Annotated in this window: 23 protein-coding genes; 10 read left to right on the top strand and 13 right to left on the bottom strand. The window is 65.3% G+C overall.

Annotated features, from left to right (window positions below; translation table 11 throughout):
- The first annotated feature begins 10 nt into the window (after positions 1-10).
- Together BLS50_RS32740 and BLS50_RS32735 are read left to right on the top strand one after the other, a co-directional pair.
- Complete coding sequence (locus tag BLS50_RS32740; RefSeq protein ID WP_074807916.1) at positions 11-1,393, top strand: aspartate aminotransferase family protein; 1,383 nt, start codon at positions 11-13, stop codon at positions 1,391-1,393.
- On the top strand, positions 1,390-2,130 hold the full coding sequence (locus BLS50_RS32735) for a GntR family transcriptional regulator (RefSeq protein ID WP_074807913.1): 741 nt from the start codon (positions 1,390-1,392) through the stop codon (positions 2,128-2,130). The genes BLS50_RS32740 and BLS50_RS32735 overlap by 4 nt, the downstream gene beginning before the upstream one ends.
- A 167-nt stretch (positions 2,131-2,297) precedes the next feature.
- On the opposite strand, the gene BLS50_RS32730 is transcribed toward BLS50_RS32735, so the two are convergent.
- A complete protein-coding gene (locus BLS50_RS32730; RefSeq protein ID WP_244109196.1) occupies positions 2,298-3,296 on the bottom strand; it encodes an SDR family oxidoreductase in 999 nt (332 codons plus the stop codon).
- A gap of 77 nt (positions 3,297-3,373) precedes the next feature.
- Here BLS50_RS32730 and BLS50_RS32725 point away from each other — a divergent pair, with 77 nt between their 5' ends.
- Entirely contained in the window at positions 3,374-4,336 is a 963-nt protein-coding gene (locus BLS50_RS32725) for a GlxA family transcriptional regulator (protein WP_074807906.1), read from the top strand.
- A 69-nt stretch (positions 4,337-4,405) separates the two neighbouring features.
- On the opposite strand, the gene BLS50_RS32720 is transcribed toward BLS50_RS32725, so the two are convergent.
- Entirely contained in the window at positions 4,406-5,458 is a 1,053-nt protein-coding gene (locus BLS50_RS32720; protein WP_074807903.1) for an RNA-guided endonuclease InsQ/TnpB family protein, read from the bottom strand.
- A gap of 61 nt (positions 5,459-5,519) precedes the next feature.
- Positions 5,520-6,440, bottom strand: coding sequence for a LysR family transcriptional regulator (locus tag BLS50_RS32715; RefSeq protein ID WP_074807900.1), 921 nt, complete (start codon positions 6,438-6,440; stop codon positions 5,520-5,522).
- Between the two features lie 210 nt (positions 6,441-6,650).
- Between BLS50_RS32715 and BLS50_RS32710 the strand changes: the two genes are divergently transcribed.
- From BLS50_RS32710 to BLS50_RS32700, 3 genes are all read left to right on the top strand, one after another.
- Entirely contained in the window at positions 6,651-7,517 is an 867-nt protein-coding gene (locus BLS50_RS32710; RefSeq protein ID WP_074807898.1) for an NmrA family NAD(P)-binding protein, read from the top strand.
- Between the two features lie 92 nt (positions 7,518-7,609).
- Entirely contained in the window at positions 7,610-8,140 is a 531-nt protein-coding gene (locus BLS50_RS32705; protein ID WP_244109195.1) for an MAPEG family protein, read from the top strand.
- Positions 8,141-8,186: 46 nt separating this feature from the next.
- Positions 8,187-9,125: a PLP-dependent cysteine synthase family protein gene (locus tag BLS50_RS32700; protein WP_074807895.1), complete on the top strand. Its 939-nt coding sequence runs from the start codon at positions 8,187-8,189 to the stop codon at positions 9,123-9,125.
- Between the two features lie 85 nt (positions 9,126-9,210).
- Here BLS50_RS32700 and BLS50_RS32695 read toward each other — a convergent pair whose 3' ends face one another.
- The 4 genes from BLS50_RS32695 to BLS50_RS32680 all read right to left on the bottom strand — a co-directional run bounded on the left by BLS50_RS32695 (position 9,211) and on the right by BLS50_RS32680 (position 13,188).
- Positions 9,211-9,360, bottom strand: a complete 150-nt coding sequence (locus BLS50_RS32695) for a hypothetical protein (protein ID WP_244109194.1) — start codon at positions 9,358-9,360, stop codon at positions 9,211-9,213.
- Positions 9,361-9,408: 48 nt separating this feature from the next.
- A complete protein-coding gene (locus BLS50_RS32690; protein WP_074807892.1) occupies positions 9,409-10,857 on the bottom strand; it encodes an aldehyde dehydrogenase family protein in 1,449 nt (482 codons plus the stop codon).
- 3 nt (positions 10,858-10,860) lie between these two features.
- Entirely contained in the window at positions 10,861-11,964 is a 1,104-nt protein-coding gene (locus BLS50_RS32685) for a tartrate dehydrogenase (RefSeq protein ID WP_074807889.1), read from the bottom strand.
- 303 nt (positions 11,965-12,267) lie between these two features.
- A complete protein-coding gene (locus BLS50_RS32680) occupies positions 12,268-13,188 on the bottom strand; it encodes a LysR family transcriptional regulator (protein ID WP_074807886.1) in 921 nt (306 codons plus the stop codon).
- 387 nt (positions 13,189-13,575) lie between these two features.
- Here BLS50_RS32680 and BLS50_RS32670 point away from each other — a divergent pair, with 387 nt between their 5' ends.
- From BLS50_RS32670 to BLS50_RS32660, 3 genes are all read left to right on the top strand, one after another.
- A complete protein-coding gene (locus BLS50_RS32670) occupies positions 13,576-14,904 on the top strand; it encodes an MFS transporter (RefSeq protein WP_074807881.1) in 1,329 nt (442 codons plus the stop codon).
- 57 nt (positions 14,905-14,961) lie between these two features.
- On the top strand, positions 14,962-15,864 hold the full coding sequence (locus tag BLS50_RS32665) for an NAD(P)-dependent oxidoreductase (RefSeq protein ID WP_074807879.1): 903 nt from the start codon (positions 14,962-14,964) through the stop codon (positions 15,862-15,864).
- A 64-nt stretch (positions 15,865-15,928) separates the two neighbouring features.
- Positions 15,929-16,978 carry a class I SAM-dependent methyltransferase gene (locus BLS50_RS32660; protein ID WP_229290909.1) on the top strand — a complete coding sequence of 350 codons (1,050 nt, stop codon included), beginning with the start codon at positions 15,929-15,931 and terminating at the stop codon, positions 16,976-16,978.
- 113 nt (positions 16,979-17,091) lie between these two features.
- On the opposite strand, the gene BLS50_RS32655 is transcribed toward BLS50_RS32660, so the two are convergent.
- The 6 genes from BLS50_RS32655 to BLS50_RS32630 all read right to left on the bottom strand — a co-directional run bounded on the left by BLS50_RS32655 (position 17,092) and on the right by BLS50_RS32630 (position 22,355).
- Positions 17,092-18,324, bottom strand: coding sequence for an MFS transporter (locus BLS50_RS32655; protein ID WP_027808449.1), 1,233 nt, complete (start codon positions 18,322-18,324; stop codon positions 17,092-17,094).
- A 177-nt stretch (positions 18,325-18,501) separates the two neighbouring features.
- Positions 18,502-19,335 (bottom strand): shikimate dehydrogenase, encoded by an 834-nt coding sequence (gene aroE, locus BLS50_RS32650; protein ID WP_074807876.1) that lies wholly within the window; start codon positions 19,333-19,335, stop codon positions 18,502-18,504.
- Positions 19,335-20,555, bottom strand: coding sequence for a CaiB/BaiF CoA transferase family protein (locus tag BLS50_RS32645; protein WP_074807872.1), 1,221 nt, complete (start codon positions 20,553-20,555; stop codon positions 19,335-19,337). Before BLS50_RS32645 ends, aroE begins: the two co-directional genes overlap by 1 nt.
- On the bottom strand, positions 20,555-21,013 hold the full coding sequence (locus BLS50_RS32640) for a MaoC family dehydratase (protein WP_011549085.1): 459 nt from the start codon (positions 21,011-21,013) through the stop codon (positions 20,555-20,557). Before BLS50_RS32640 ends, BLS50_RS32645 begins: the two co-directional genes overlap by 1 nt.
- A gap of 2 nt (positions 21,014-21,015) precedes the next feature.
- The gene (locus tag BLS50_RS32635; protein ID WP_074807869.1) at positions 21,016-21,408 is read right to left on the bottom strand and encodes a VOC family protein; all 393 of its coding nucleotides are present in this window, start codon (positions 21,406-21,408) and stop codon (positions 21,016-21,018) included.
- A complete protein-coding gene (locus tag BLS50_RS32630; protein ID WP_074807866.1) occupies positions 21,405-22,355 on the bottom strand; it encodes a ketopantoate reductase family protein in 951 nt (316 codons plus the stop codon). The genes BLS50_RS32635 and BLS50_RS32630 overlap by 4 nt, the downstream gene beginning before the upstream one ends.
- Positions 22,356-22,436: 81 nt before the next feature.
- Here BLS50_RS32630 and BLS50_RS32625 point away from each other — a divergent pair, with 81 nt between their 5' ends.
- Positions 22,437-23,357, top strand: coding sequence for a LysR family transcriptional regulator (locus BLS50_RS32625; protein WP_074807862.1), 921 nt, complete (start codon positions 22,437-22,439; stop codon positions 23,355-23,357).
- Positions 23,358-23,664 lie beyond the last annotated feature (307 nt).

Here is a 23,664-nt window from a genome sequence, read left to right as displayed (position 1 = left end):
GGAGTCCGTCATGAACCGCACCCTTCCACATACCGGCATCGAGCACGAACGCGTACAGGCCTTGCTCGCCCGTGAGCGCGCCGAGTACGCGCAACGCAACCCGAAGTCGCAAGTGATGTCCGCACGCGCCGCGCCGCAGCTGATGTTCGGCGTGCCGCTGCACTGGATGAACGACTGGTCCACGCCTTTCGCGCTGCACGTGGCCCAGGCCCAGGGGGCACAACTCACCGACGTGGACGGCCACACGCTGGCCGACTTCTGCCTGGGTGACACGGGCGCCATGTTCGGCCATTCGCCCGCCGTCGTGACCGAGGCATTGGCGACCCAGGCACGGCAGGGCCTGACCACCATGCTGCCCAACGAGGACGCATCCGTCGTGGGTGAATTGCTGGCTCGGCATTTCGGTCTGCCGAAATGGCAGTTCGCGATGACGGCCAGCGACGCCAACCGTTTCTTGCTGCGCTGGGTACGTGCCGCCACCGGGCGGCGTACCTTGCTGGTGTTCAACGGCTGCTACCACGGCACGGTCGATGACGTCTTCGTCGACCTGGTGGACGGCCAACCCACGCAACGCGCCAGCCTGCTGGGCCAGGTGCACGATCTCACCACCACCACGCGCGTGGTGGAATTCAACGACCTGGCCGCACTGGAAGCCGCGCTGGCCCCGGGCGACGTCGCTTGCGTCCTGGCCGAGCCGGTGATGACCAACATCGGCATGGTGCTGCCCGAACCGGGCTACTGGGCGCGGGCGCAAGACCTCATCCGCCGCCACGGCAGCCTGCTGGTCCTGGATGAGACCCACACGCTCAGCAGCGGCCCCGGCGGCTATGCGCGCGCTCACGGCCTGCAGCCCGATGCCGTGGTGGTGGGCAAGGCGCTGGGCGGCGGCATGCCGTGCGCAGCCTATGGTTTCAGCGCCGCACTGGCCGAGCGCGCCGAGGCCGCCAAGCGCACGGCACCGCCGGGCCACTCGGGCATCGGCACCACGCTGACCGCCAACCTGCTGGCCATGGCGGCGATGCGCGCCACGCTCACGCACCTGATGACGCCCGAAGTCTTCGCCCCGATGCACGCGCTGGCCGAGCAACTGGCCGCCGGGCTGCGCACGATCATCGCCCGCCACGGCCTGCCCTGGTGCGTCACCCAGGTGGGCGCCCGGGTGGAGTTCCAGTTCTGCCCGCAGCCGCCGCGCAACGGCAGCCAGGCCGAGGCGGTGATGGATGCCGAGCTGGAGCACGCGCTGCATCTGGCGTTGCTGAACCGCGGCGTACTGATCACGCCTTTTCACAATATGATGCTCGTCTGCCCTGACACGACCCGGATGCACGTGCAGCGCCTGCTCGCCGCATTCGACACCGTGCTGGCTTCGCTCACCGCCGCTGCCGATTCATGAGTCACGACATCGAACCCACCACCACTCAGCAAGACACGATCTACGCCACGTTGCGGCAATGGGTCACCGTAGGCCGCTTCCTTCCCGGCGAGCGCTTGAAGATCCGCAACGTGGCAGCCGAGATGGGGGTGGGGCAGATGCCGGTGCGCGCCGCGCTGCAGCGTCTGGCTGCCGAAGGCGCGCTGCTGAACGTGCCCAACGCCGGCATGATCGTCCCCAGGCTGACGGCGCCCGAGTTCGACGATCTGCTGCAAATGCGCATGCTGCTCGAAGGCGAGGCCGCCGAGCGCGGCTGCCTGAGGCTGGAGCCGGCCGAACTCGCAACGCTGCGCAAGCTTTGCCAGCGCATGGCGAAGGCGTTGAAACACCCTGCGGATCAGCCGGCTCGCGCCAGGAAGTCCGCGGGAGACAAACCAACGCTGAAGCAGGCCGCCGTTTCGTTGAAGGCCGACCAAGCCACCGATTACCTCGCCGCCAACGAAGACTTCCATGTCCTGCTCTACAAGGCGGCCGGCTCGCCGTTGCTGTTCGAGCTGATCGATACGCTGTGGCTGAAGGCCGGCCCGATCTCGAACCGCCTCTTCGACACGTCCGAAGCCTCCGCCGTGTTGAACGACGCCCACGAAGACCTGATGGATGCGCTGGACAGGCGGGATGCCGCCGCGGCGCGACGCGCAGTGGAGCGCGACATCTTCGTGGCGGGACAGTTTCTGAGGTCGACACTAAAACGCGATTGACCATGGGTGTGACGGTCGGCATGGTCGGTGCATAGAGCGTCGTATGGGAGAGACCGCGATACGCTGTCCAGCGAGCGTTCGCGGATGTGCGGTTCATCGTCATCGGTGTCCGACGCGTTGTCGGTGGAGCATCGCGTCGACGGACGTTTTCTGCCGCGAACGTATCTTCACGCCGCCGCGGATTGTCCTTGCAGCCCGACGAGGTGCGCGAGCCCGAGGCTCTCCAGTGTCTGCGCCTGAATCGCTGCGGCTTGAGCGTTGAGGGCGTCGGCGCCGAATGACTGACCCACGACCCAACGCGCGGGGCGCGTGCCCGGTGCTTGCTCGACGAGTTGAGCGATGGCTTCGGCGACGTCGTGCGGGTCCGGCGCGTGGTCGCTCGCGAACAACGTCATCAACGTCTCGACCATCTTGTCCGGAATCGCACCGGCTTCACCGTAGCCGGGCACGCGCGCGGCGTCGGCGGGCCGCTGCGCGCTGCCGAAGATATTCGTCGGATAGTTGCTCGGTTGAACGAGAACGACGTCGATGCCCAACGTCGACAATTCGTAGCGGTAGCTGTCGGTCAACGCTTCGATCGCAAACTTCGATGCGCCATAGAGACCGAAGAACGGAAACGTCACGCGGCCGAGTATCGAGCCGACGTTCACGATCAGGCCTTCACCCTGCGTTCTGAAGGTCGGCAATACCGCTCTCGACATGCGCTGGATGCCGAATACGTTCACGTCGAAGAGTGCCTGTACCTGCTTCGTCGTGAACGCCTCGGAAACGCCGGCCGACCCGATACCGGCGTTATTGATCAGGACATCGAGACGCCCGGCATGTTCCAGCACGGAGGCGACGCCGCGCTCGACGGACGCATCGCCCGTCACATCGAGTTCGACGACCTGTACGCCGCTCGCCCGCAGCGCATCGGCATGCGGCCGGTTGCGGCCGGCGACGTCACGCATCGACGCGAATACCCGGTGTCCGGCACGTGAGAGTGTTTCCGCGGTGTCGCGGCCGAAGCCGCTGCTGGCGCCGGTGATCAGAATGGTTCTGGACATGTTGAGTGTTTCCCAGCCAATGAGGTTAGAGGACCGCAACCGCATCCGTACGTGCGGCTCCGATGCGGTTGGGATGAAACGTGTGACGTCATTGAAAACCGAGGCAGCTGATGTCTTCACCACGTTGCCATGCAGTCTAGGCTTTGCCCCGAAATCGGGCTATAGTCGTAAATGACATTAATAGAGATGTTTACGACATGAGATTGACGATCCTGGCCCTCGAGGGTCTGTTCGACACCGGGCTGACGGTACTGCTGGATACCTTTGCGATGGCCAACGAACTGGCTGCAGCCCAGGGCTTTGCCGCGCCGCCGTTCGACGTGACGGTGGTTGGCGTGCGCAAACGCATCCGCACCACGCATGGACTGTCGATGCTGGTGGAACCGGCCAGCAGCGTGCGTCGCCCGGACTGGGTGGCCGTGCCCGCGCCCGGTATCAGGGAGCCGGAGCGCCTGATCGAGACGCTGCAGCGTCGGGACGTGTGCGATGCGATGGCGCACCTTCGTGCGTGGCATGCCGACGGCGTCGGCGTCGCCGCCGCCTGTATCGGTACGTTCTTGCTGGCCGAAGCCGGGCTGCTGGATCATCGCGAGGCGACGACCACCTGGTCGCTGTCGCCTTTTTTCCGTCAACGTTATCCGGCAGTCGATCTGAACGATTCGCGCATGGTCGTCGCCGCGGATCGCGTGGTCACGGCAGGATCGGCGATGGGTCATCTCGACCTGGCGCTGTGGTTGCTGCGTCAGGCGAGTCCCGAGCTGGCCACGCTCGTGGCCCGCTTCATGCTGATCGACAAGCGTTCGTCGCAGGCCGAATACATCATTCCGGATTACCTTGCACACGCCGATCCATTGATCGCGCGATTCGAGCGCTGGGCCCGCGAGAACCTTTCCCTGGGTTTCTCGCTTCAGACAGCGGCGGCTGCATTGACCGTGGGACCACGCACGTTGCAGCGCCGTACCGAGGCGGTACTCGGGAAGTCGCCCTTGGCGTTCTTCCAGGATCTCCGAATCGAACGGGCGCAGAACCTCGTGTCGATGGGTTACGACCTGGAGACGATCGCAAGCGAAGTGGGTTACGCGGATTCGGCGACGTTGCGGGCCTTGCTGCGTCGCAGGCTCGGTCGAGGCGTGCGGGAATTGCGTGCCGACAATCGGTAGCGAACACCACTAGCGCGCGCCGACGCCCCCGTGAATACCCGTCAGTTCGACCTTGACGTCCTCCACCGCCTAAAGGCGGCGGATTCCCACACCTGGCGATGCACGTCCGCATCGGAGAATGTTCAGCGCAGCGTTGATATCACGATCATGCTCGGCACCACATCCACTGCAGGCCCATTCTCTTACTCGCAGTCCCGCGATACCTTTCGGCCGCGTCGCGCTGTCTTTCGACCCGCACGACGAACAGGACTGGGTGGAACCGCTTTCGTCCACTTCCTCGAACGTGGCCCCGTGCGCGACCGCTTTGTAACGGAGTTTGTTTCGGAAGGACGACCAGGACGCGTCGTAGACGCTCTTCGCCATCCTGGTTCTGGCGAGTTTGACAGCCGACACGTTGCCGACCGCGATGTAATCGAAGCGCCGCACCAGATCGAGCGCGAGCTTGTGTTGGAAATCGGCACGCGCATTCGCGACCTTGGCGTGCAGCTTCGCGATATGCCGCTTGTGCTTTCGCGCCCGTTGCGCTTTCGCCAGCTTTTCCGCCGCTCGTCGACCGAACTGGTCATTGGGCAGCTTCTCGCCGGTCGAAAGTGTGGCGAAGTCTTTCAGGCCGAGATCAATACCGACGCCGGAACGGATCGGGCGGGCCTGCACATCGGGCATCTCGATCACGATGTTGAGAAACCAGTTGCCGCGTGCATCCTGCGCAAAGTTGGTGCCGTCCTTGATCTTGCCTTCGGGAAGCGGTCGACTGTTGAACACCCGAAACGTGTTGCCGGCGAAACGGAACGCGTCACCCTCGCGCTTCAGGTCACGCCCCTTCAGCGGCACCCAGCCCAACGATTTCCTGCCGCGATAGCGCAGGTAGGGCCGACGGCGCTGACTGCGCGACTTCGCATATTGCTCGCACGTCGCGTTGACCGTGCCGGAGTGAATACCGAGTTCCTTGCTGCTGCCGGTCGCCAGCACGTTCAGGTTGAATCCGGTCGGCCATTTCTTGCTCCACTTGAGCGCGTGCTTCTGCGTGTCGTTGCAGAAGTTCCAGACGTAGTTCACCGCGCGGCTCTGCTTGTTAAGCAGTCCGTTGAGCGACTTCACGCGGTAGCGGTAGACGAGGATCATGCAGGTGATCCTAACCCGTGGAAGAAGCTGTCTGTCAACAGCACTCCTTTCCTTCCCGGCATCAATGGCGGGGTTTCTCGGAGCAAATTCTGATGAAATCCAGGAACGCGCGGGTCTTGGCCGGCACGTGATGCCGGGACGGGTAATACGCGTATAGCGGATACCGCTCGTCGGCCCATTCGGGAAAGAGGTTGATCAACCGGCCGTCGGCGATCAGCGGCTCGGCACCGAGCAGCAGCATCTGCGCAATGCCGGAGCCGGCTAGGCACGCGTTGAGCAGCGCGCCCGGATCGTTGACCGTGAGGCGTCCGCGAGTGTCGACCACGATGCGTTTGCGCTTGCGATGGAATTCCCACGCGAACGGCTTGCCGGTCTCCGGATTGCGAAATTCCAGGCAGCGGTGGTGCCGGTCTTCGAGGTCCTCGGGTTTGGCCGGCCGTCCCCGGCGCGCGATGTACGAGGGCGCCGCGACCGTCACGACGCCGGTATCGAGCAGCTTTCTCGCGATCAGGCTGGATGCCCGCGGTTCGCCGAAGCGCACGGCGAGGTCGAAGCCGTCCATCACGAGGTCGCCCAGGCTGTCTCGCGCGATGAGCTCGATTTCGAGTTCGGGATGCGCGTCCATGAACGCATCGAGCCGTGGCCCGAGAATGGCCCGGTAGACGACCGGATCCAGATTGATGCGCAGCTTGCCGCGCACCGCGGAGGCGCCGCCCGCGGCCGCCGCGGCGGCTTCCTCCAGCCCGGCGAGATGGGGCATGACCTGCTCGTAAAAGCGGCGGCCCTCTTCGGTCAGCGACACCGACCGCGTCGTTCGGTTGAACAGCCGGATGTTCAGCTTTCTTTCCAGCCGCGCGATCGCGCGACTGACGCCCGGCGGCGTCATGCCGATGACGTCGGCGGCAGCCGAAAACGTCCCGGCATCGACGACGGCGGCGAACACGCTGATGCTGCCTGACAGCTTCTCGCTACTGGATCTCATGGTGGTTCGACTGAATACGGGTGGCGGATCGCGCACGACCCACTGAAGGCCGACACGCCGACGCCGCACAGCGTAGCCATGCCGGGCGTCCGTGTCGATCATGCCGAATTGATGACACATTGTCACTTATCTGATGCCATCCATGTCGTTTTGTTTTGGTTGGCGTTTGTCCAGAATGCGACCCACGTATTCACACATGGAGAACGAGCAATGTATGCAATCACAGGAATCACCGGCAAGGTCGGCGGCGCACTGGCCAGTGAACTGCTGGCCTCGGGTCGGCCCGTGCGCGCGGTCGTGCGCGACGCGACGCGGGCAGCGGCATGGGCGGCACGCGGGTGCGAGATCGCGACGGCTTTCATGGAAGACCCGGCGTCGCTCGCCGACGCATTCGCAGGCGCGACGGGCGTTTTCATCCTGCTGCCGCCGGTGTTCGATCCGGCGCCCGGGTTGCCCGAAGCGCGGAAAGTGATCGAGGCCGTGTCCGCCGCGCTACTGAAGGCGCGCCCCGACAGGGTCGTGTGTCTGTCGACGATCGGCGCGCAGGCCGACGAGCCCAATCTGCTCACGCAACTCGCGCTGATGGAGCAGGCGCTGCGCGAGATGCCGATGCCGGTGACGTTCCTGCGGCCCGGCTGGTTCATGGAGAACGCCGCATGGGATGTCGCGTCCGCGCGCGACGAGGGCGTCGTCGCCAGTTACCTGCAGCCGCTCGACAAGCCTGTGCCGATGGTCGCCACCGCGGACGTCGGCCGCGTGGCGGCGCAACTGCTCCAGCAGACGTGGCACGGTGTGCGTGTCATCGAGCTCGAAGGCCCACGCCGGGTGAGCCCCAACGATCTCGCGCTGGCCTTCGCTCGCGTGTTGGGCCGGGACGTGCGCGCGGAAGCCGTCGACAGACGAACGTGGGAAGCGCTGTTTCGCGCGCAGGGCATGAAGCATCCGCTCCCCCGCATGCGCATGCTGGACGGCTTCAACGAAGGCTGGATCGATTTCGAAAGTGATCCTGAAGAAATCCTGCACGGCCATGTCGCACTGGACACGGTTCTGGGCGAGCTCGTGTCGCGTACGGTCTGATTGAATGCAGCGGGCGGCGCGTTGCGCTACGCCCGCCCCATGCATCGGATTTCCGGTCGGACGGATAGCGTCTTTCATGTCGAACGGGTGTCGTGAATGTCGCTATTAATGTCATTTATGACTATGGCGAGCGGCCTCGTCCCGAGTCTAGACTGCGAAGCATTTCCGGCATCCGCAGATTCCTCCTGCGGCTCAGTCCGATAGAGGCCAATCCGATGACATTTTCGCCAGAACTTCACCTGCTGACGCTGACCGCGATCGCGACGCTGCTGATGTGGATTCCTTACATGCTGGCCAGAATCATGACGCGCGGCCTGATGGCGGCCTTGAGCAATCCCGATCCGTCCCATCCGCCCGATCCGCCGTGGGCGGAACGCGCACGGCGCGCGCATGCGAACGCGATCGAGAATCTCGCTGTGTTCGCCCCGCTCGTATTGATGTGCGCAATGACGGGGGCGAGCAGCCCGGCGACGGTGTTCTCGGCCAGGCTCTATCTGGGTGCCCGGCTGGTTCACTACGTCGTTTACGCCGCCGGCATTCCGGTTGTTCGCACGATCGCTTTCCTGACCGGCTTCGCGGCAACGCTCACGTTCGCTGTCGCGCTGCTCGGTCACGCGACCTGACGGCTACCCGCCCGGTCTTGCCCGTTCGCTCACTTCAGAGGTCAACATGAAATCGACTCCCGGCAGCATCCTCGACACGATCGGCAACACGTCGCTCGTCCCGTTACGACACGTTGTCCCGAAGAACGGCGCGCGTCTGTTCGTCAAGCTCGAAAGTCAGAATCCGACCGGCAGCATGAAAGACCGGATCGCGCTCGCGATGATCGAAGCGCCCGAGCGCGATGGGCGTCTGAAGCCCGGCGGCGCGGTGGTCGAGTACACCGGCGGCAGCACGGGTGTGTCGCTCGCGCTGGTGTGCGCCGTCAAGCGGCATCCGCTGCATCTGGTCTCGTCGGATGCGTTCTCGAAGGAGAAGCTCGATCACATGCGCCTGCTTGGCGCGAAGCTGACGCTCGTCCCGAGCGACAACGGCAAGCAAACCGAGAAGCTGACGAAGGACATGATTCGCGAAGCGCATCGGATTGCCGGCGAGACGGGCGCATACATCACCGCGCAGATGGAAAACACCGATCAGCTCGACGCCTATACGAAGATGGCCGACGAGATCTGGGAGCAGACCGGCGGCCGTCTCGACGGTTTCGTCCAGCGCGTCGGTACGGCTGCGTCGCTGCGCGGGATTTCGCGGCGCTTGCGCGAACACGACGCACGTATCCGGATCGCCGGTGTCGAGCCGGCCGAATCGGCGGTGCTGTCGGGTGGGCCGACCGGCGCGCACAAGATCGACGGAATCGGCGCGGGCTATGTCGTGCCGCTTTGGCGCGACGGCATCGCCGACGAACTCGAGCGCGTCTCGACGGAGGACGCGAGAGCCATGGCGTTCCGACTGGCCGCGGAGGAGGGGCTGTTCTGCGGGACGTCGACCGGCGCCAACGTAACCGGCGCATTGCGACTCGCCGAACGGCTCGGCCCGGACGCCACGATCGTGACGATCATGTGCGACACGGGCATGAAGTATCTGAAGTCGTTCGCGCAAACGATCGGTTGATGGTTTTGGGGGATCGTATCCGGGTGTCCGGTACGGACAGCAGCCAGATGTCGGCGGGCTCGACCCGATCGAGATCATCGACCGGTCAGCCGGCGCCGACGAATGCCACGGTGGCGTGCGCGCACGCGATGTCACGATCGTAGATTTGCCCCGCGTCGACGATACGGTTCGCGACGATCAGGTTGCCGAGCGTCTTGCCGACGCGGCCGGCACCCACGATGGCCAGTCGGGACATGGCGATTCTCCGGCGACGGCCCGAACGACCGTCGCAGCGTGGCGGCGATCAATCGTGCCTGATCGCGATGGTCTTCAGCGCGGTAAAGCCGAGCAATGCCTCGAAGCCTTTCTCGCGGCCATATCCGCTTGCCTTCACGCCGCCGAACGGCAGCTCCACGCCGCCGCCCGCGCCGTAGTTGTTGATGAAGACCTGTCCGGCCTGCAGCTTGCGCGCGAGCCGCAGCGCGCGGGCGCCGTCGCGGGTCCAGACACCCGCGACGAGGCCATACTGCGTGCCGTTCGCGAGGGCGACCGCCGTCTCTTCGTCGTCGAACGGCATGGCCGCGAGCACGGGGCCGAATACCTCTTCCTGCGCGAGCTCGCTGTCGGGCGGCACGTCGCGGAACAACACCGCTTCCTGGTAGTAGCCTGCGCCCGATGCGCCGGCCGCGATGGTGCCGCGCGCCGCCACGCGAATGCCGTCGGCCTGCGCGCGCTCGACGATGGCCCGCACCCGTGCATGCTGCTTCGCATTGACGAGCGGCCCCATCTCCAGATTCATCGACGGCGGCCCCGAACGCAGCCGCTCGAATTGCTGCGCGAGACGATCGAGCACGCGCTCGTAGACGGTGTGCTGGACGAGCAGCCGGCTGCCGGCCGAGCAGGTCTGCCCCGCGTTCTGCACGATCGCGTTGACGATGACGGGCAGCGCCTGGTCGAGATCGGCATCGTCGAACAGCAATTGCGGCGACTTGCCGCCCAGTTCCAGCACCGCGGGGCAGTGACGCTCGGCGGCCGCGCGGCCGACCAGCGCGCCCGTCCCGGTCGACCCGGTAAACGAGATGTGACGAATGCCGGGATGAGCCGACAGCGCCGCGCCGGCTTCGCCGCCCAGCCCCGTGACGACGTTGACGGTGCCGGCCGGAAAGCCGACCTCGGCCGCGATTTCCGCCAGCCGCAGAATGGACAGGCTCGCGTCCTCCGCCGGCTTGACCACGCACGCATTGCCGGCGGCGAGCGACGCGCCGACCGAGCGACCGTAGATCTGCATCGGGTAATTCCACGGAATGATGTGGCCGGTCACGCCGATCGGTTCGCGCACCGTCAATACCGTGAACCCGGCGGTGTAGGGCAGTGTGTCGCCGTGCAGCTTGTCGACGCATCCGGCGTAGTACTGGAGGTAGCGCGCGAGTACCGCGGCATCGGTACGGGCGGTATTCAACGCCTTGCCGGTGTCGCGCGCTTCGAGCTGCGCGAGTTCGTCCGCATGCTGCGAGACGGCCGCGGCGTACGCGAACAGCAGGTTGCTGCGCTCGACCGGCGACAGCTTCGCCCACGGGCCGTCGAGCGTGTCGCCCATCGCGCGCCGGGCCGCGGAAACGGCGTGCTGTACGTCGGTCGCATCGCCGCGCGCGATCGTCGCGAACGGTTCGCCGGTGCTCGGGTCGACGACGTCGATCCGCTCGCCGGTATTCGGCACGACGCGGGCGTTGTCGATGTAGTGATCAAATTGCATGGGTCATTCCTCGATCGATGCGGGGTTCGCGATGGCGTGTGCAATCGCGGCGCCCAGTTCTTCGGTGCTGGCCGTGCCGCCCATGTCGCGGGTGCGCGGGCCGGCGACGAGCACGGATTCGATCGCCGCGACGATTTCGGCGGCCGCGGCTTCGTAGCGCGATTCGCCGCGACCGAGGTGTTGAAGCAGCAACGCGGCCGACCAGATCTGCCCGATCGGATTCGCGATGCCGCGGCCCGCGATGTCGGGCGCCGAGCCGTGCACCGGCTCGAACAGCGAAGGAAAGCGCCGCTCCGGGTTCAGATTCGCCGACGGCGCGATGCCGATCGTGCCGGTACACGCGGGGCCGAGGTCGGACAGGATGTCGCCGAACAGGTTCGAGGCGACGACGACGTCGAAGCGATCCGGATTCTGGACGAAGTGCGCGCACAGTATGTCGATGTGATATTTGCGCGTTTCGATGTCCGGGAACGACCGGGCCATTTCCGCGAGGCGTTCGTCCCAGAACGGCATGGTGATCGAGATGCCGTTGGATTTCGTCGCCGCCGTCAGCTGCTTGCGCGGGCGCGAGCGGGCGAGTTCGAATGCGAACCTGAGCACGCGGTCGACGCCGACCCGCGAGAAAACCGACTGCTGCACGGCGATCTCGCGGTCGGTTCCGGTGAACATCCGGCCGCCCACCGACGAATACTCGCCTTCCGTGTTCTCGCGCACGACGATGAAGTCGATGTCGCCCGGCTGGCGCCCGGCGAGCGGCGCGGGCACGCCCGGCATCAGGCGCACCGGGCGCAGGTTCACGTATTGATCGAACTCGCGCCGGATCTTGATCAGCGATTCCCACACGGCGACGTGGTCCGGCACGATATCGGGCGCGCCGACGGCCCCGAAGAAAATGGCGTCGTGCGCGCCGATCTGCCGCGCCCAGTCGGCCGGCATCATCGTGCCGTGGCGAACGTAGTGATCGGTACACCAGTCGCCGAACTCGTCGAACGCCAGCGGAATGTCGAAGCGATCCGCGGCGGCGCGCAGCACGCGCAGGCCTTCGGGCATCACTTCCTTGCCGATGCCGTCGCCGGCGATGACCGCGATGCGGTGCGGGTTCTTCATGTTGCGGGAAGCCTCCATGATGAAGCTGGCGTCCCGCACGGGAGGGGCAGACACGGGGAGGGTGCGTGAGCCGAGCCGCATCGACTTGCTGCGCGGCGGCCTTTGATACGCAACGCTGCATTCGATTCCCCTCGGATCGCGTCGGCATGTCTCCCGTGTCTCTTCCGTTGCGGTAACCGGCGGACTATTGAATCTGTCCGTCGAATCTACTGCGTCGCCGGCATCGGCAGGAAGTGCGGATTCGTGAACGGGACCTTCGAAAATCTGCAACACGCCGGCGTGCACACACGCGTGGCGGCGCAGTCAGTCGTTCGATTGCCCGGCTTCACCGGAGACGAGCGAAGGCGGCGCGAACGAGGCGAGAAACTCGAACAGCTTGCGCGTCGGCAGCGGCACGGCGCCGGCGCGGATGCCGACCGACATGACGCGATTGGCCCACGGATCGTTGAGGCGAATGAAACGCAGGCGCATCGGTTCGCGAAACAGCGCGACCGCGCGTTCGGGCAGGATACCGATGCCTTGCCCTGCCGCGATCAGCCGGCACATGGCTTCGAAGCTCTGCACCTGCACGCGGAAGCGGACCGACTTGCCGAGCAGCGCCGCTTCCCTGACGAGCGAACGCGTGAGTTCCGAGCGGTCGTCGAGCGCGACCAGATCGTGGTCGAGCAACGCGCTGAAATCGATCGAATCGCCGCTGAGCGGGTAGTCGTCGGGGACGACCACGCTGGCCCGATCCATGCAGTAAGGCGCGAGGTGGATGCCCTCGGGCGCGGTGCGCGACGTGACGATGCCGACGTCCGCGCGGCCTTCGCGCAGCGCCTGCAGGATGTCGGAACTTCTCAGTTCGCTGATCTGCAGCTTGATGTCGCGATAGCGTTGCGCAAAGGTGCGCAACTGATCGGGCAGATCCTGGCTGATCGCCGAGATGTTCGCGAACACGCGGACGCGGCCGACTGCGCCTTTCGTATAGTCGGACAGTTCGCTGTAGATCGCATCGGTGCGCAGCAGCAGGTCGGTCGCGTGGCGCAACAGCGCTTCGCCGGCGGGTGTGAGTTCGACGCCGGCCACCGTGCGGTTCAGCAGCACCACGCGAAAGTGATGCTCGAGCAGCGCGATCCGGCGGCTCGCGGTGGAGAGCGACATGTGGGACTGCTGCGCGGCGCGCGACAGGCTGCCCAGCTCGGCTGCACGGACGAACAGGGCGAGGGACGTGAGATCGAACAAGCGCAGGCTCCGGTTGAAACTGCGGCAAGTATGTCATTCATCGCCGCGCGCCACGGTATCGGGCGAAGTGGTGCTAACCCTGACTGGCCGCGAATGGTGCGCCGCACACCGCGACACCGCCGTCACGCCGCGATGGCCCGTATCGAGCGAGTGGTCGGCGGCCGGACCCCGTTCTTCCGGGGCTTGTGCATTGCACCGTATGATGGCCGGCCCGCGCGGGCGTTCGAGATATTCGAAGTGCCGCTTGAAGGATTTCGCATATCGGGTGGGCGGGGCAGCCGGTAGATTCGAACCGCCTCCTGTCGCACACACCTATCTCGACAGCGACTGCACGCGTGACGACGCAAGCACGCACGCGGGGCCATCCATGAACTTTCGGAGACAAACGTGGAAATCGACGCGGCCTGCAATCCGGGCGACCTCGCCGCCCCGGCATCGGCGCACGACCTCGCACAGGAGGACCGGATCTTCCGCCGGCTCGCCGTGCAAATCCTGCCTATTTTGATGTTCGCGTACGTCACGTCGTACATCGATCGCGTGAACGTCAGCTTCGCCAAACTGCAGATGAGCCAGCACCTGGGCTTTTCCGATGCGGTGTTCGGCTTCGGTGCAGGGATATTCTTTCTCGGTTACGTGATCTTCGAGGTGCCGAGCAACATGCTGCTGGTGCGCGTCGGGCCGCGTCGCTGGATTACCCGGATCGTCGTGTCGTGGGGTGTCGTGTCGGGATTGACGGCGTTCGTGTCCACGCCGATGCAGTTCTACGTGATGCGCTTTCTGCTCGGCGTCGCCGAGGCCGGCTTCATCCCGGCCATCGTGCTCTACATGGCCCGTTCGTTCCCGGGGCGGCGGCGCGCGCGGATTCTGTCGATGTTCTATGCGGCGCTCGCGCTGGCCGGGTTGATCGGCTCGCCGTTGACCGGCTTCATCCTGCAGTATTTCGACGGGGCGATGCAGATCCCCGGCTGGAAATGGATCTTCATTCTCGAGTCGCTGCCCGCATTCGTGGCTGCGCTGTATGTATGGAAGGGCCTCGACGACGACGTCACGCGCAGCGGGCGTTTCTCGCCAGCGGAGCGCGCCGTCCTGGCACGCGTGCTGGCGGAAGATCGTGCGACGACCGAGTCGGTCAAGCACCGCGGTCTGTTCTCCAACTGGCTCGTATGGGCGTTCTGCGTGATCTACTTTCTCGACGTGTTCGCGATTTACGGCTATACATTCTGGGCGCCGACGATGATCAAGCAGATGGGCATCGGCAGCGATTTCGCCATCGGCTTGCTCGCCGCGCTGCCGAATGCGGTGGCCGTGGTCGTGATGGTCCTGTTCGGACGCAGCGCGGACCGGCGCGGCCGGCAGCGGCTGCACGTCGCCGCCCTTTTGCTGATGGGCGCGACCGGGCTCGGGCTGTCGGTCGTCTGGCACGATCAGCTGTGGCTCGGCATGTTCGCCCTCTGCATCGCGAACGCGGGGCTCATCTCGTTTCCGCCGCTGTTCTGGAGCATGCCGACCGCGGCGCTCGGCACCGCGTCGGTATCGATGGGCATCGCGGTGATCAGCTCGTTCGGGAACCTCGGCGGCTTCTTCGGGCCCTATGCGGTCGGCTACCTGAAGCAGGCGTCCGGCAGTCTTGCCGCGCCGCTGTTCGTGATGGTCGGGTGCCTGTTGCTGGGCCTCGTCCTCACGATGCTGCTGCCGGCACGGCTCGTCGACCGGTAACGACTATCCATTTCGCCGCGGCGCTGCGCCGCGGTGCGATCTTTTGACGGGAACGACATGAAACAGCAGATTGGCCTGATCGGCGTGGGTTTGATGGGGCATGGTATTGCGCGCAACGTGCTGAAGCACGGTTATCCGCTCACGGTCGTCGAGCATCCGGGCAATCAGCCGCTCGACGAGCTGCTGCGCGACGGCGTACGGACGGTGCGGACCGCGCGCGAACTGGCTGCGCAAGCGGACGTCATCATCCTGTGCGTGACGGGGTCCCCCGAAGTGGAAGCGGTGCTCACCGGTGAGGACGGCGTGTTGGCCGGCCTGAGGGACAACGCGATCGTCGTCGATTGTTCGACCGCCGTTCCCGAATCGACCGTCAGAATGGCGCGACTCGTCGAAGCGGCAGGCGGGCGCTTCGTCGACGCGCCGATGACGCGCGGCGCCAAGGAGGCGCACGAGGGCCGGCTGAACCTGCTGGTCGGCGCGACGCCCGGGTTGTTCGCGGAGGTCAGGCCGGTGCTCGCGTGCTTCGCGGAAAACATCACGCGCGTCGGCGATGTCGGGGCCGGCCACAGCATGAAGCTGCTGCACAACTATGTGTCGCTCGGGACCATCGCGCTGCTGTCGGAAGCTGTCGCGTGCGCGAAGCGCTCGGGCGTGGACGTCGCGGTGCTCGCCGACGTGCTCGCCAACGGCGGTGGCGGCGGCGCCGCGCTGAACCGGCTGCGTCCGTTTCTGGAGACCGGCGACACGTCCGCGCTGCCGTTCCATATGGCGAACGCGCTCAAGGACCTGTCGTACTACTCGGCGATGGCCGAAGGTGTCGACGCGGCTCATGGGATCGCGGCGGCTGTCACGGATACGTATCGTGATGCCGTTGCGGGCGCGGGGGCGCATTGCCCGGTGTTGAAGCTGTCGGATGTGCTGATGGTGGGGGGCGCGGGCGACGAGGGTACGTCGCGTTGATGCGTTGTGTGGCCCCGTTCGTGTGGGGCTGGATCGACGTCGGGAGGGGCAGCGTGCTCAGCGCATGGTGAGCACGCCATCCGCCGACATCGACTGCCCCGTCACACAGCTGGACGCCGAGCTGCATAGCCACGGTCCGACGTTGTCGGTCGAGCGGCGCCGGGTGGTGGCTGCCGGCCATTTTGAGACGTTCGACATCGTGGTCTGGTTCGTCGACAATCCGCTTGGGGTTCAGGCTCGAGAGTCACGAGTGCTCCCAACTAGCGAACAATCGAATGGCGCGAGAATGACCTCGTACGCAGAAATATATTTGAAAGATTTTCATCGCCGCCGGGCAGGAGCAACGCGTCGAGCCTACGGTAATCGGCCTGCACGATCTGCGCAGGCAGCATACCCGTCCTCCTATCACGCACTGGCGACTCGTGTACCGAACGATGCGATGTCGCGGACTGTGCTCGATCTGGCGTGTGGTGATGGGCCATTGCTGCAAATTCTGAACGACAGGGGGCATGCAGCAACGAAGCTAATTGGCATAGACATCAGCGATGGCGAGTTGAGCGTGGCTCGGGGAATATTGCCGCACGAAATACGATTGCTCAACGAGCGTGCACAAGAACTGTCGCTCGATAGCGGTTCAGTAGACTACGTGCTGTCACATATGGCTCTGATGTTGATGGATGATATCGAACAAGTTGTTCGAGAGATTCGCCGGGTATTGCGTGACGGCGGCAGTTTTTCCGCTATCGTCGGGCGGAGCTTTTTGACTGGCAAGGTCGGCGAAGTCTTTTTGGACATCTTCAAGCCAATCGCGAAGGATCAGCTCACAGAGTTGCGACTCGGTGATGCGCGTACACGCGGTGAAGCGGGGTGGCAAGAACTACTCAAGCCCGATTTTGTTGATGTGGCTTTTGAAGACATCGAAATCGACTGGACACCTACACCCGAGCAGCTGTGGTTGGACATGCTCGACACCTACGATGCCGACCGGATGTCGGAGGCAGCGCGCGCACAGTTCAAAAGTGAACTGTTGTCGGCGTTCGCGCCCATGCAAGGCGAAGACGGTACGTTGCAAACTGGATGGGGCCTGCGTCTTGTTCAGGCCACTGCTGCCTAGATGCTCGCTCGTAGCGTCCTTGTCGAGTATCACGTTCACCAAGTCCATTTGGCGGTCACAAGAGATGCGCTGGACACCCATCCCGCCGCTTTCCACCGAGTTCCCACCACAACTCACCGCCCGTCCACCGCCCGCGCCGGAACCGCTGCCACACCCAAATTCGCGCCACCGATTCTCGGCAACCACACAAACGCAATCGTAACCAGCGTAACGCCGACGCCAAGCATCGGCACCACCATCGGCCACGCGCCCGACTGATAGCGCGGATCGGTGAAAACCGCCGCCGTCTGTCCCACGCTGAAAGCGAAGAACATCATGATGAAGCCGGACCACGATACCGCGCGGCCGGCAAGATGAGGCAGGCCACTGACCGCGCCTGCCTGTCCGCATGGTTGATGGATTCCGTGCCCGAGACAATACACGCCATGTCCGACGAGCAGCGGCCAGATGCTGCCGGGAAGCAGCGCGCACCCCAATGCCTGGATCACCGCGCCTGACAGGCTCAACGTTGCGCCTTGGCGCACCGTTCGCAGCATGCTTTGACGTCGCAGCAAGTGCCGGCAGCCAACGGTACTGAGGACATAGACGAGCGTCCCGCTCGCCGGTATCCAGCCGTATCGCTGGGGCGAGATGCCGAGCTGCCGAATGTAAATCGTCGGAGAAAGCAGCAGAAAACAGAACATGCCGGTGTACGTCGACGCGGCCAGCAGCGTCCATACCCTGAACGGGGCGTTGCCGAATATCTCGCGCACGTCCCCGGTCGAGTTCCGGCCCGGCGCGATTCTGGCGGCGCTTTCCTCGAATCCGTACCAGCACATGACGAGCAAGCCGAACGCATACAGGCTCATCCCCGCGAGTACCCATCGCCAGCCCGCGTACTGCGTGACATACGCACCGAGAATCGGGGCAAGAAACGCCATCATCCCCATTCCCATGAAACCGCGCGCCATCACGTACGGGCCGTCGCCGGCCGAATACCGGTCGCGTACCGTCGCGCGGGCGCATACCAGGATCGCGGCCATGGCAAAGCCCTGCATCGCACGCGCGGCCACCAGCATCGCGGCGCTCGATGCGAGCGCCGCCGCCAGTGCACTCAACGCATAGAGCGCAAGGCCGGTCAGCAACACGGGACGACGGCCGATTCGGTCGGAAAGACCGCCCATCGGTAATTGTCCGACACCGAATATCAATGCGAAAACCGTGAGACTGACGCTGGCGGAGCCCAGCGTCGCGGCGATTTCAGGCAGGGCCGGCAAGTAACTGTCGGTCGCCACCGGCTGGGCCGCCAGCAGCAGCGGCAACATGAGCGCGAAGTTCAGGCGAGCGGGGCGCGTGGTGTCCGGCATGACGGTGTTCGGCACGGTATCGGGCGTGGACGGAGGACAGCGGTAATGCGAGATTGCTCGGCGCAGCTCGTTCGTATGGACGCGCCCGCCGAGTCTACCGGATCGCGCCCGCCGACACTGTCGCGATCGATGCCTTGGCGCATCGGGATCGCCTGCATGCCGATCCCCATTGCGTGTTCAGTCGAACGGCACGGCCAGCCGGTCGATCACCGCGCTGGTCGCGGGCCGCACGCCGCGCCACCATGCGAACGCCTCGGCTGCCTGCTCGACCAGCATGCCGACACCATCCGCGATCCCGTGCACGCCCGCGTTTTTCGCGAGCCGGAGAAACGGCGTGAGCCGCTTGCCATAGGCGAGTTCGTAGGCGGTGCCCGTTGGACTGAACACACTCGGCGGGACAGGCGGCAGGTCACCGGTCAAACTGGCCGACGTCGCGTTGACGACCAGGTCGAAACATCCCATCCGCGCGAGGTCCGCGTAGCTGCTGGCAACAAGGGGGCCGCGTCCGGCGACCTGCGCGGCCAGCCCGCGCGCCTTGTCGACGTCGCGATTCGCGATCACGAGTTCCGCCGGGCCGGCTTCGAGGAACGGCAACAGCGCGCCGCGCGCTGCGCCGCCCGCTCCGAGCACCAGCACACGCTTGCCGGCCATCGGCAGATTGAGGTTCGCCTCGATATCGCGAACCAGTCCGATGCCGTCGAAGTTGTCCGCCAGGATGCGGCCGCCGTCGAACTTGAGCGCGTTGGCCGCGCCCGCGAGCTGCGCCCGTTCGCTGCGTTCGTCCGACATCGCGAATGCGTCGAGCTTGAACGGTGCGGTGACGTTGATGCCCTTGCCGCCGCCGTCGAAAAACGCACGAACAGTGGCAGCAAAAGCGCCTGCCGGCTCGAGCGGGCCCTCGATCGCCGTATAGCGGAGGTCCTGCTGCGTCTCTTGCGCGAAGAGGCCGTGAATCAGCGGGGATTTGGTGTGTCCGATCGGATTGCCGATCACCGCGTATTGGTCGGTCATCATTGGCTCACTTTTGAATAGAGGACGCCGTCGGCCTGCATCGCGTCGATTTCGGCCGCATCGAACCCGAGGGACCGCGCGACTTCCGCGTTGTGCTGGCCGAGATCGGGCGCGACCTCGCGAATCGTCGTATCGCAATCGGAAAACCGGAACGGCAGGTTGGGCAGGCGCAGCGTCCCGTAGCGTGGATGCTGCTGCTCGACGACCATGCCTCGGGCCTGGATCTGCGGATCGTTCAATACCTCGTCGATGCGCTGCACCTTCGCGCACGGAACGTCGATGCCGTCCAGCAGGTCCAGTACCGACGCGACGGAACGCGCGGCCACCCACGGCTCGACCATCGACAGGATCTCCGCGCGATGCGCGTTGCGCCCGGTGCTGTCGTGAAATCGGGTGTCCGCGCCGAAGCTAGCCGGGCCGCCATGTGCTTCGATCAGTTGTGCAAAGCGCTTCCATGCGTCGTCGACTTGCGCGGCGATCACGAGATCGCCATCGGCGGCACGGAACACGCCATAGAGTGTCGAGGTCGGCATGTCGTGACCGGTCTGCTCGGGCAGCACGCCCTTCAGCGTGTAGCACTGCACCGCATACTCGTGCATCGACACCAGCGTGTCGTACAGCGCCATGTCGACGTGTTGCCCGCGGCCGCTCTTCACGCGCCCCAGCAGCGCGGCGTTGATCGCCGCGACCGCATGAATGCCGGTGTACATGTCGCCGAGCGATATGCGGAGCAGCGGTGGCCGCTCGCCGGGCGTGCCGACCATCTGCATGATCCCGCTCTTCGCTTCGGCGATCAGCCCGAAGCCGGCACGATGTGCGTCGGGACCAGTGTGACCGTACGCCGAAATCGAGCAGTAGACGAGGCCCGGATTGCGCGCCGACAGTTCTTCATAGCCGAGCCCGAGTTTGTCCAGCGCGCCCGGCCGATAGTTCTCGATGAAGACGTCGGCGGAGTCGCACAACCGCTGCATGAAGGCCTTGCCGCGCGCGTCCTTCATGTTCACGCTCACGCCGCGCTTGCCCATGTTGAGCTGCAGGAAGTAGCCGCTTTGCTGGTCGTCGAGCACGGTCGCGTGCTGGCGTCCGGCGTCGCCGGTGCCCGGGCGCTCGACCTTGATCACTTCGGCACCGAGCGCCGCGAGACAGCGCCCGACATACGGGCCGGCGAGGAAATGGCTGTAGTCGACGACGCGAATGCCTTCGAGGGGACGTGCCTGCATCACAGTGCCTCCGGACGGCGCGGCACCATCAGGCGATGTTCGCCGCGTTGAACGACCTGCCCGTCCTGATTGATCAGCTCCGACGGCAGCACGACGATGCCCCAGTCCGGGCGGCTCTTGCTGGCCCGCATCGAACCGACGCGGAACGTCACGTGCAGCACGTCGCCGACCTTGATCGGCAGCAGGAAATCCCAGGTCCAGCCGAGCGACATGCCCGGCAGGAAGCGATAGTCGCTCTGCGTCTTCAGGCCGTCGGCAATGGACAGGCCGAACAGCCCGTGCGCGACGAGGCAGCCGAAATGGCTGGCGTTCGCGTATTCCTCGTCCACGTGAACGGGCGTATGGTCACCGGTGAGGTCGGCGTACGCGAGAATGCGTTCCTTGGTCACGAGGTAGGTCGGGCTCGTGCACGTGTCGCCCTCGCGGGCATCGTCCCAGTATTTCTCGACGATCGTCATGGTCATGCCTCCGCGCGCGGGTTGATCGCCAGCGCCTGCGCGACGCATGAAGCCGGCCTGGCCTGAATCAGTTCGACGGCGAGCCCGTCGGGCAGGCGAATCCAGTTGCGCCCCTGCGGCATCTCCGTCACGTCGAATCGCTGCGCCGCGGCCAGCGCGGCCTCCAGGTCCTCGCACATCACGCCGAGATGGGCGAGCCGGCCTTCCGGGCCGTCATGTTCGGGCGCGTGGATGAACTGCATGCCGCCGAGCGTCCAGTACTGTCGCGGTGCGTCGAGCGGGCCGTCCACTTCGCGCAGTGTCATGCCGAGCACGTCCTCGAAGAAACGGATGTGCCAGTGGATGTCCTTCACCCAGATCGCAACGTGTTCGAGATAGGCTTTCGTGGCGCTCATGCGGCGGCCTCCTCACGTTGGCGATCGGCCATCGCACGCTCCAGCCCCTTGATGCAGGCGACGAGCGTGGCATTGACCGGGGTCGGCACGCCATGGCGCTGCCCGGCGCGCACGACCGAACCGTTGATGAAGTCGATCTCGGTGATCGAGCCTTTCTCCAGGCTTTGCAGCATCGAGGTCTTGAAGGCGGCGGGCAGCCCCTCGGCGGCGAGGGTCCAGGCCTGTTCGGGATCGGTCATCGACAGCTTGACGCCGGCTGCCTGCGCCGCCGCGATCGCTTCGGCGACCGCCGCGAGCGACGTCGCCTTCAACAGCGGCTCGTCGTAGAGCTGCCCGTAGGTGAGGCCGGTGAGGCCGGTCAGCGCGCCCGTCGCGACATTCACCAGCAGCTTGTCCCACATCGTGCCGACGATGTTGTCGCTGATCGTCGTCGCGAGGCCGGCGGTATCGAACGCGGCGGCGATCGCCTGCACGCGCGGTGTGATGCGGCCGTCGAGTTCGCCGATGTAGGTGCTCTTGCCGATCACGCCGGATTCGATATGACCCGGCCCGCGCAGCACGCCGCCGACGTAGGTTTTGCCCGCGAGGACGCGTTCGCGGCCGACGGCGTCGCTCAGGATGTCCTCGTGGCCGAGGCCGTTCTGCAGCGACAGCACGACGGTATCGGGCCCCACCAGCGACAGGGCGCCGCGGATCGCCGCGTCAGTGTGGAACGACTTGACCAGCACCACGACCACGTCGGCCGTGCCGACTTCGGCCGCCTGCGTCGTCGCGTGTACGTGTACCTGGCGGGTGCCGCGGGCGTCGTCGATCCGCAGGCCGTCGCGACGCATCGCATCGACGTGTGCGGGCGAGCGGTCGATCAACCAGGTCTCGTGACCGCCTTCGGTGAGGGTGGCGCCGATCGCACAACCCAGTGCGCCGGCTCCCAGAATCGCGATTTTCAATGGTGTCTCCTTGACGTATGGCCTCACGATAGGAGCCGCCGCTCATACCGACAATGCAATGAGTACAATGACGTCATTGCCATGGACAATAATGCGACGATGCCTGCCGATCTGCCGGACCTGAAGCTGCTTCAGCTATTCGATCTCCTGTACGACGTGCGCAGCGTCACGCGCGTCGCCGAGCAGCTCGGCCAGAGCCAGCCGACCGTCAGCATCTGGCTCGGGCATTTGCGGGAACACCTGCACGATCCGCTGTTCATCCGCACGCCCGGCGGCATGGCGCCGACACCGCAAGCCGACGCGCTGATCGGGCCCTGCCGGGAAATTCTCGAATCGCTGCGGCGCTTCACTGCGTGGGAGATCGCGTTCGATCCCGCGACCGCCCAGCGACGCTTTCGCATCTGCATGACCGACGCGAGCCACGTCACGCTGCTGCCGCGGCTGCTGGCCCATGTCCGGGCGCAGGCGCCGGGCGTCCGGCTGGAAGCGGCACGGATCGACGGCAATACGGAGCGGGCGCTCGAATCCGGCGAAGCCGATCTCGCCATCGGCTACGTGCCGTGGCTGGGCGGCGGCATTTATCAGCAGAAGCTGTATGACCAGGACTGGATTTGTCTGGTGAATCGGCATCACCCGAGGATTCGCGGTCGGCTCGGGGCCAAGCAGTATCGTTCGGAAGGGCATGTCGCCATTACGGCGGGAACGGGGGCGCAACTCCTCGAACAGGCGCTGCGGCAGGCGCGCATCGAGCGAGACGTGGTGCTGGAATTGCCGGGCTTTCTGGGGCTGGGGGCGATCGTTCAGACGACCGACCTGATCACGACGCTACCCCGTCATATCGGCGAGACGCTGGCCCAGGCCAACGATCTGGCGGTTCATGCGTGCCCGATTCCCGTCGAAGGCTTCGCGGTGCGGCAGCATTGGCATGCGCGCTATCACCACGAGGCCGGCAACCGGTGGCTGCGCGGCGTCGTGATTCGACTGTTCGGTGCTTCGCATTGACTTGCGGTTTGGGCGTTCGCGATGGCGGCCGGAGGTTTCGTGGTTTTCGGGTGTTTCCGCCCCGGCCACGCATGCAATCAGATCATCGATAGACGATCTGCGCGGCGAGGTCATGCTTGATCGACCTGGCCATGCTTCGGAACTCGGGGTACTCGTGCGGCTGCTTGCCGGTTTCCACGCGTTCACGTTGCCCGGTTACCGCTGCACAGTTCGAGCTAACGCGGTCGAGAGAATTCGCGGCACGTCGTGCGTTCGCGGATACCGAACCGGTGCGGCATCACGGCAACGGGCAATTTCCCCGTGATGT

Origin of the sequence: Burkholderia orbicola (assembly GCF_900100915.1) — a bacterium.
Taxonomy (GTDB): Bacteria; Pseudomonadota; Gammaproteobacteria; order Burkholderiales; family Burkholderiaceae; genus Burkholderia; species Burkholderia orbicola.
This window is presented reverse-complemented; position numbering and strand designations above follow the sequence as displayed.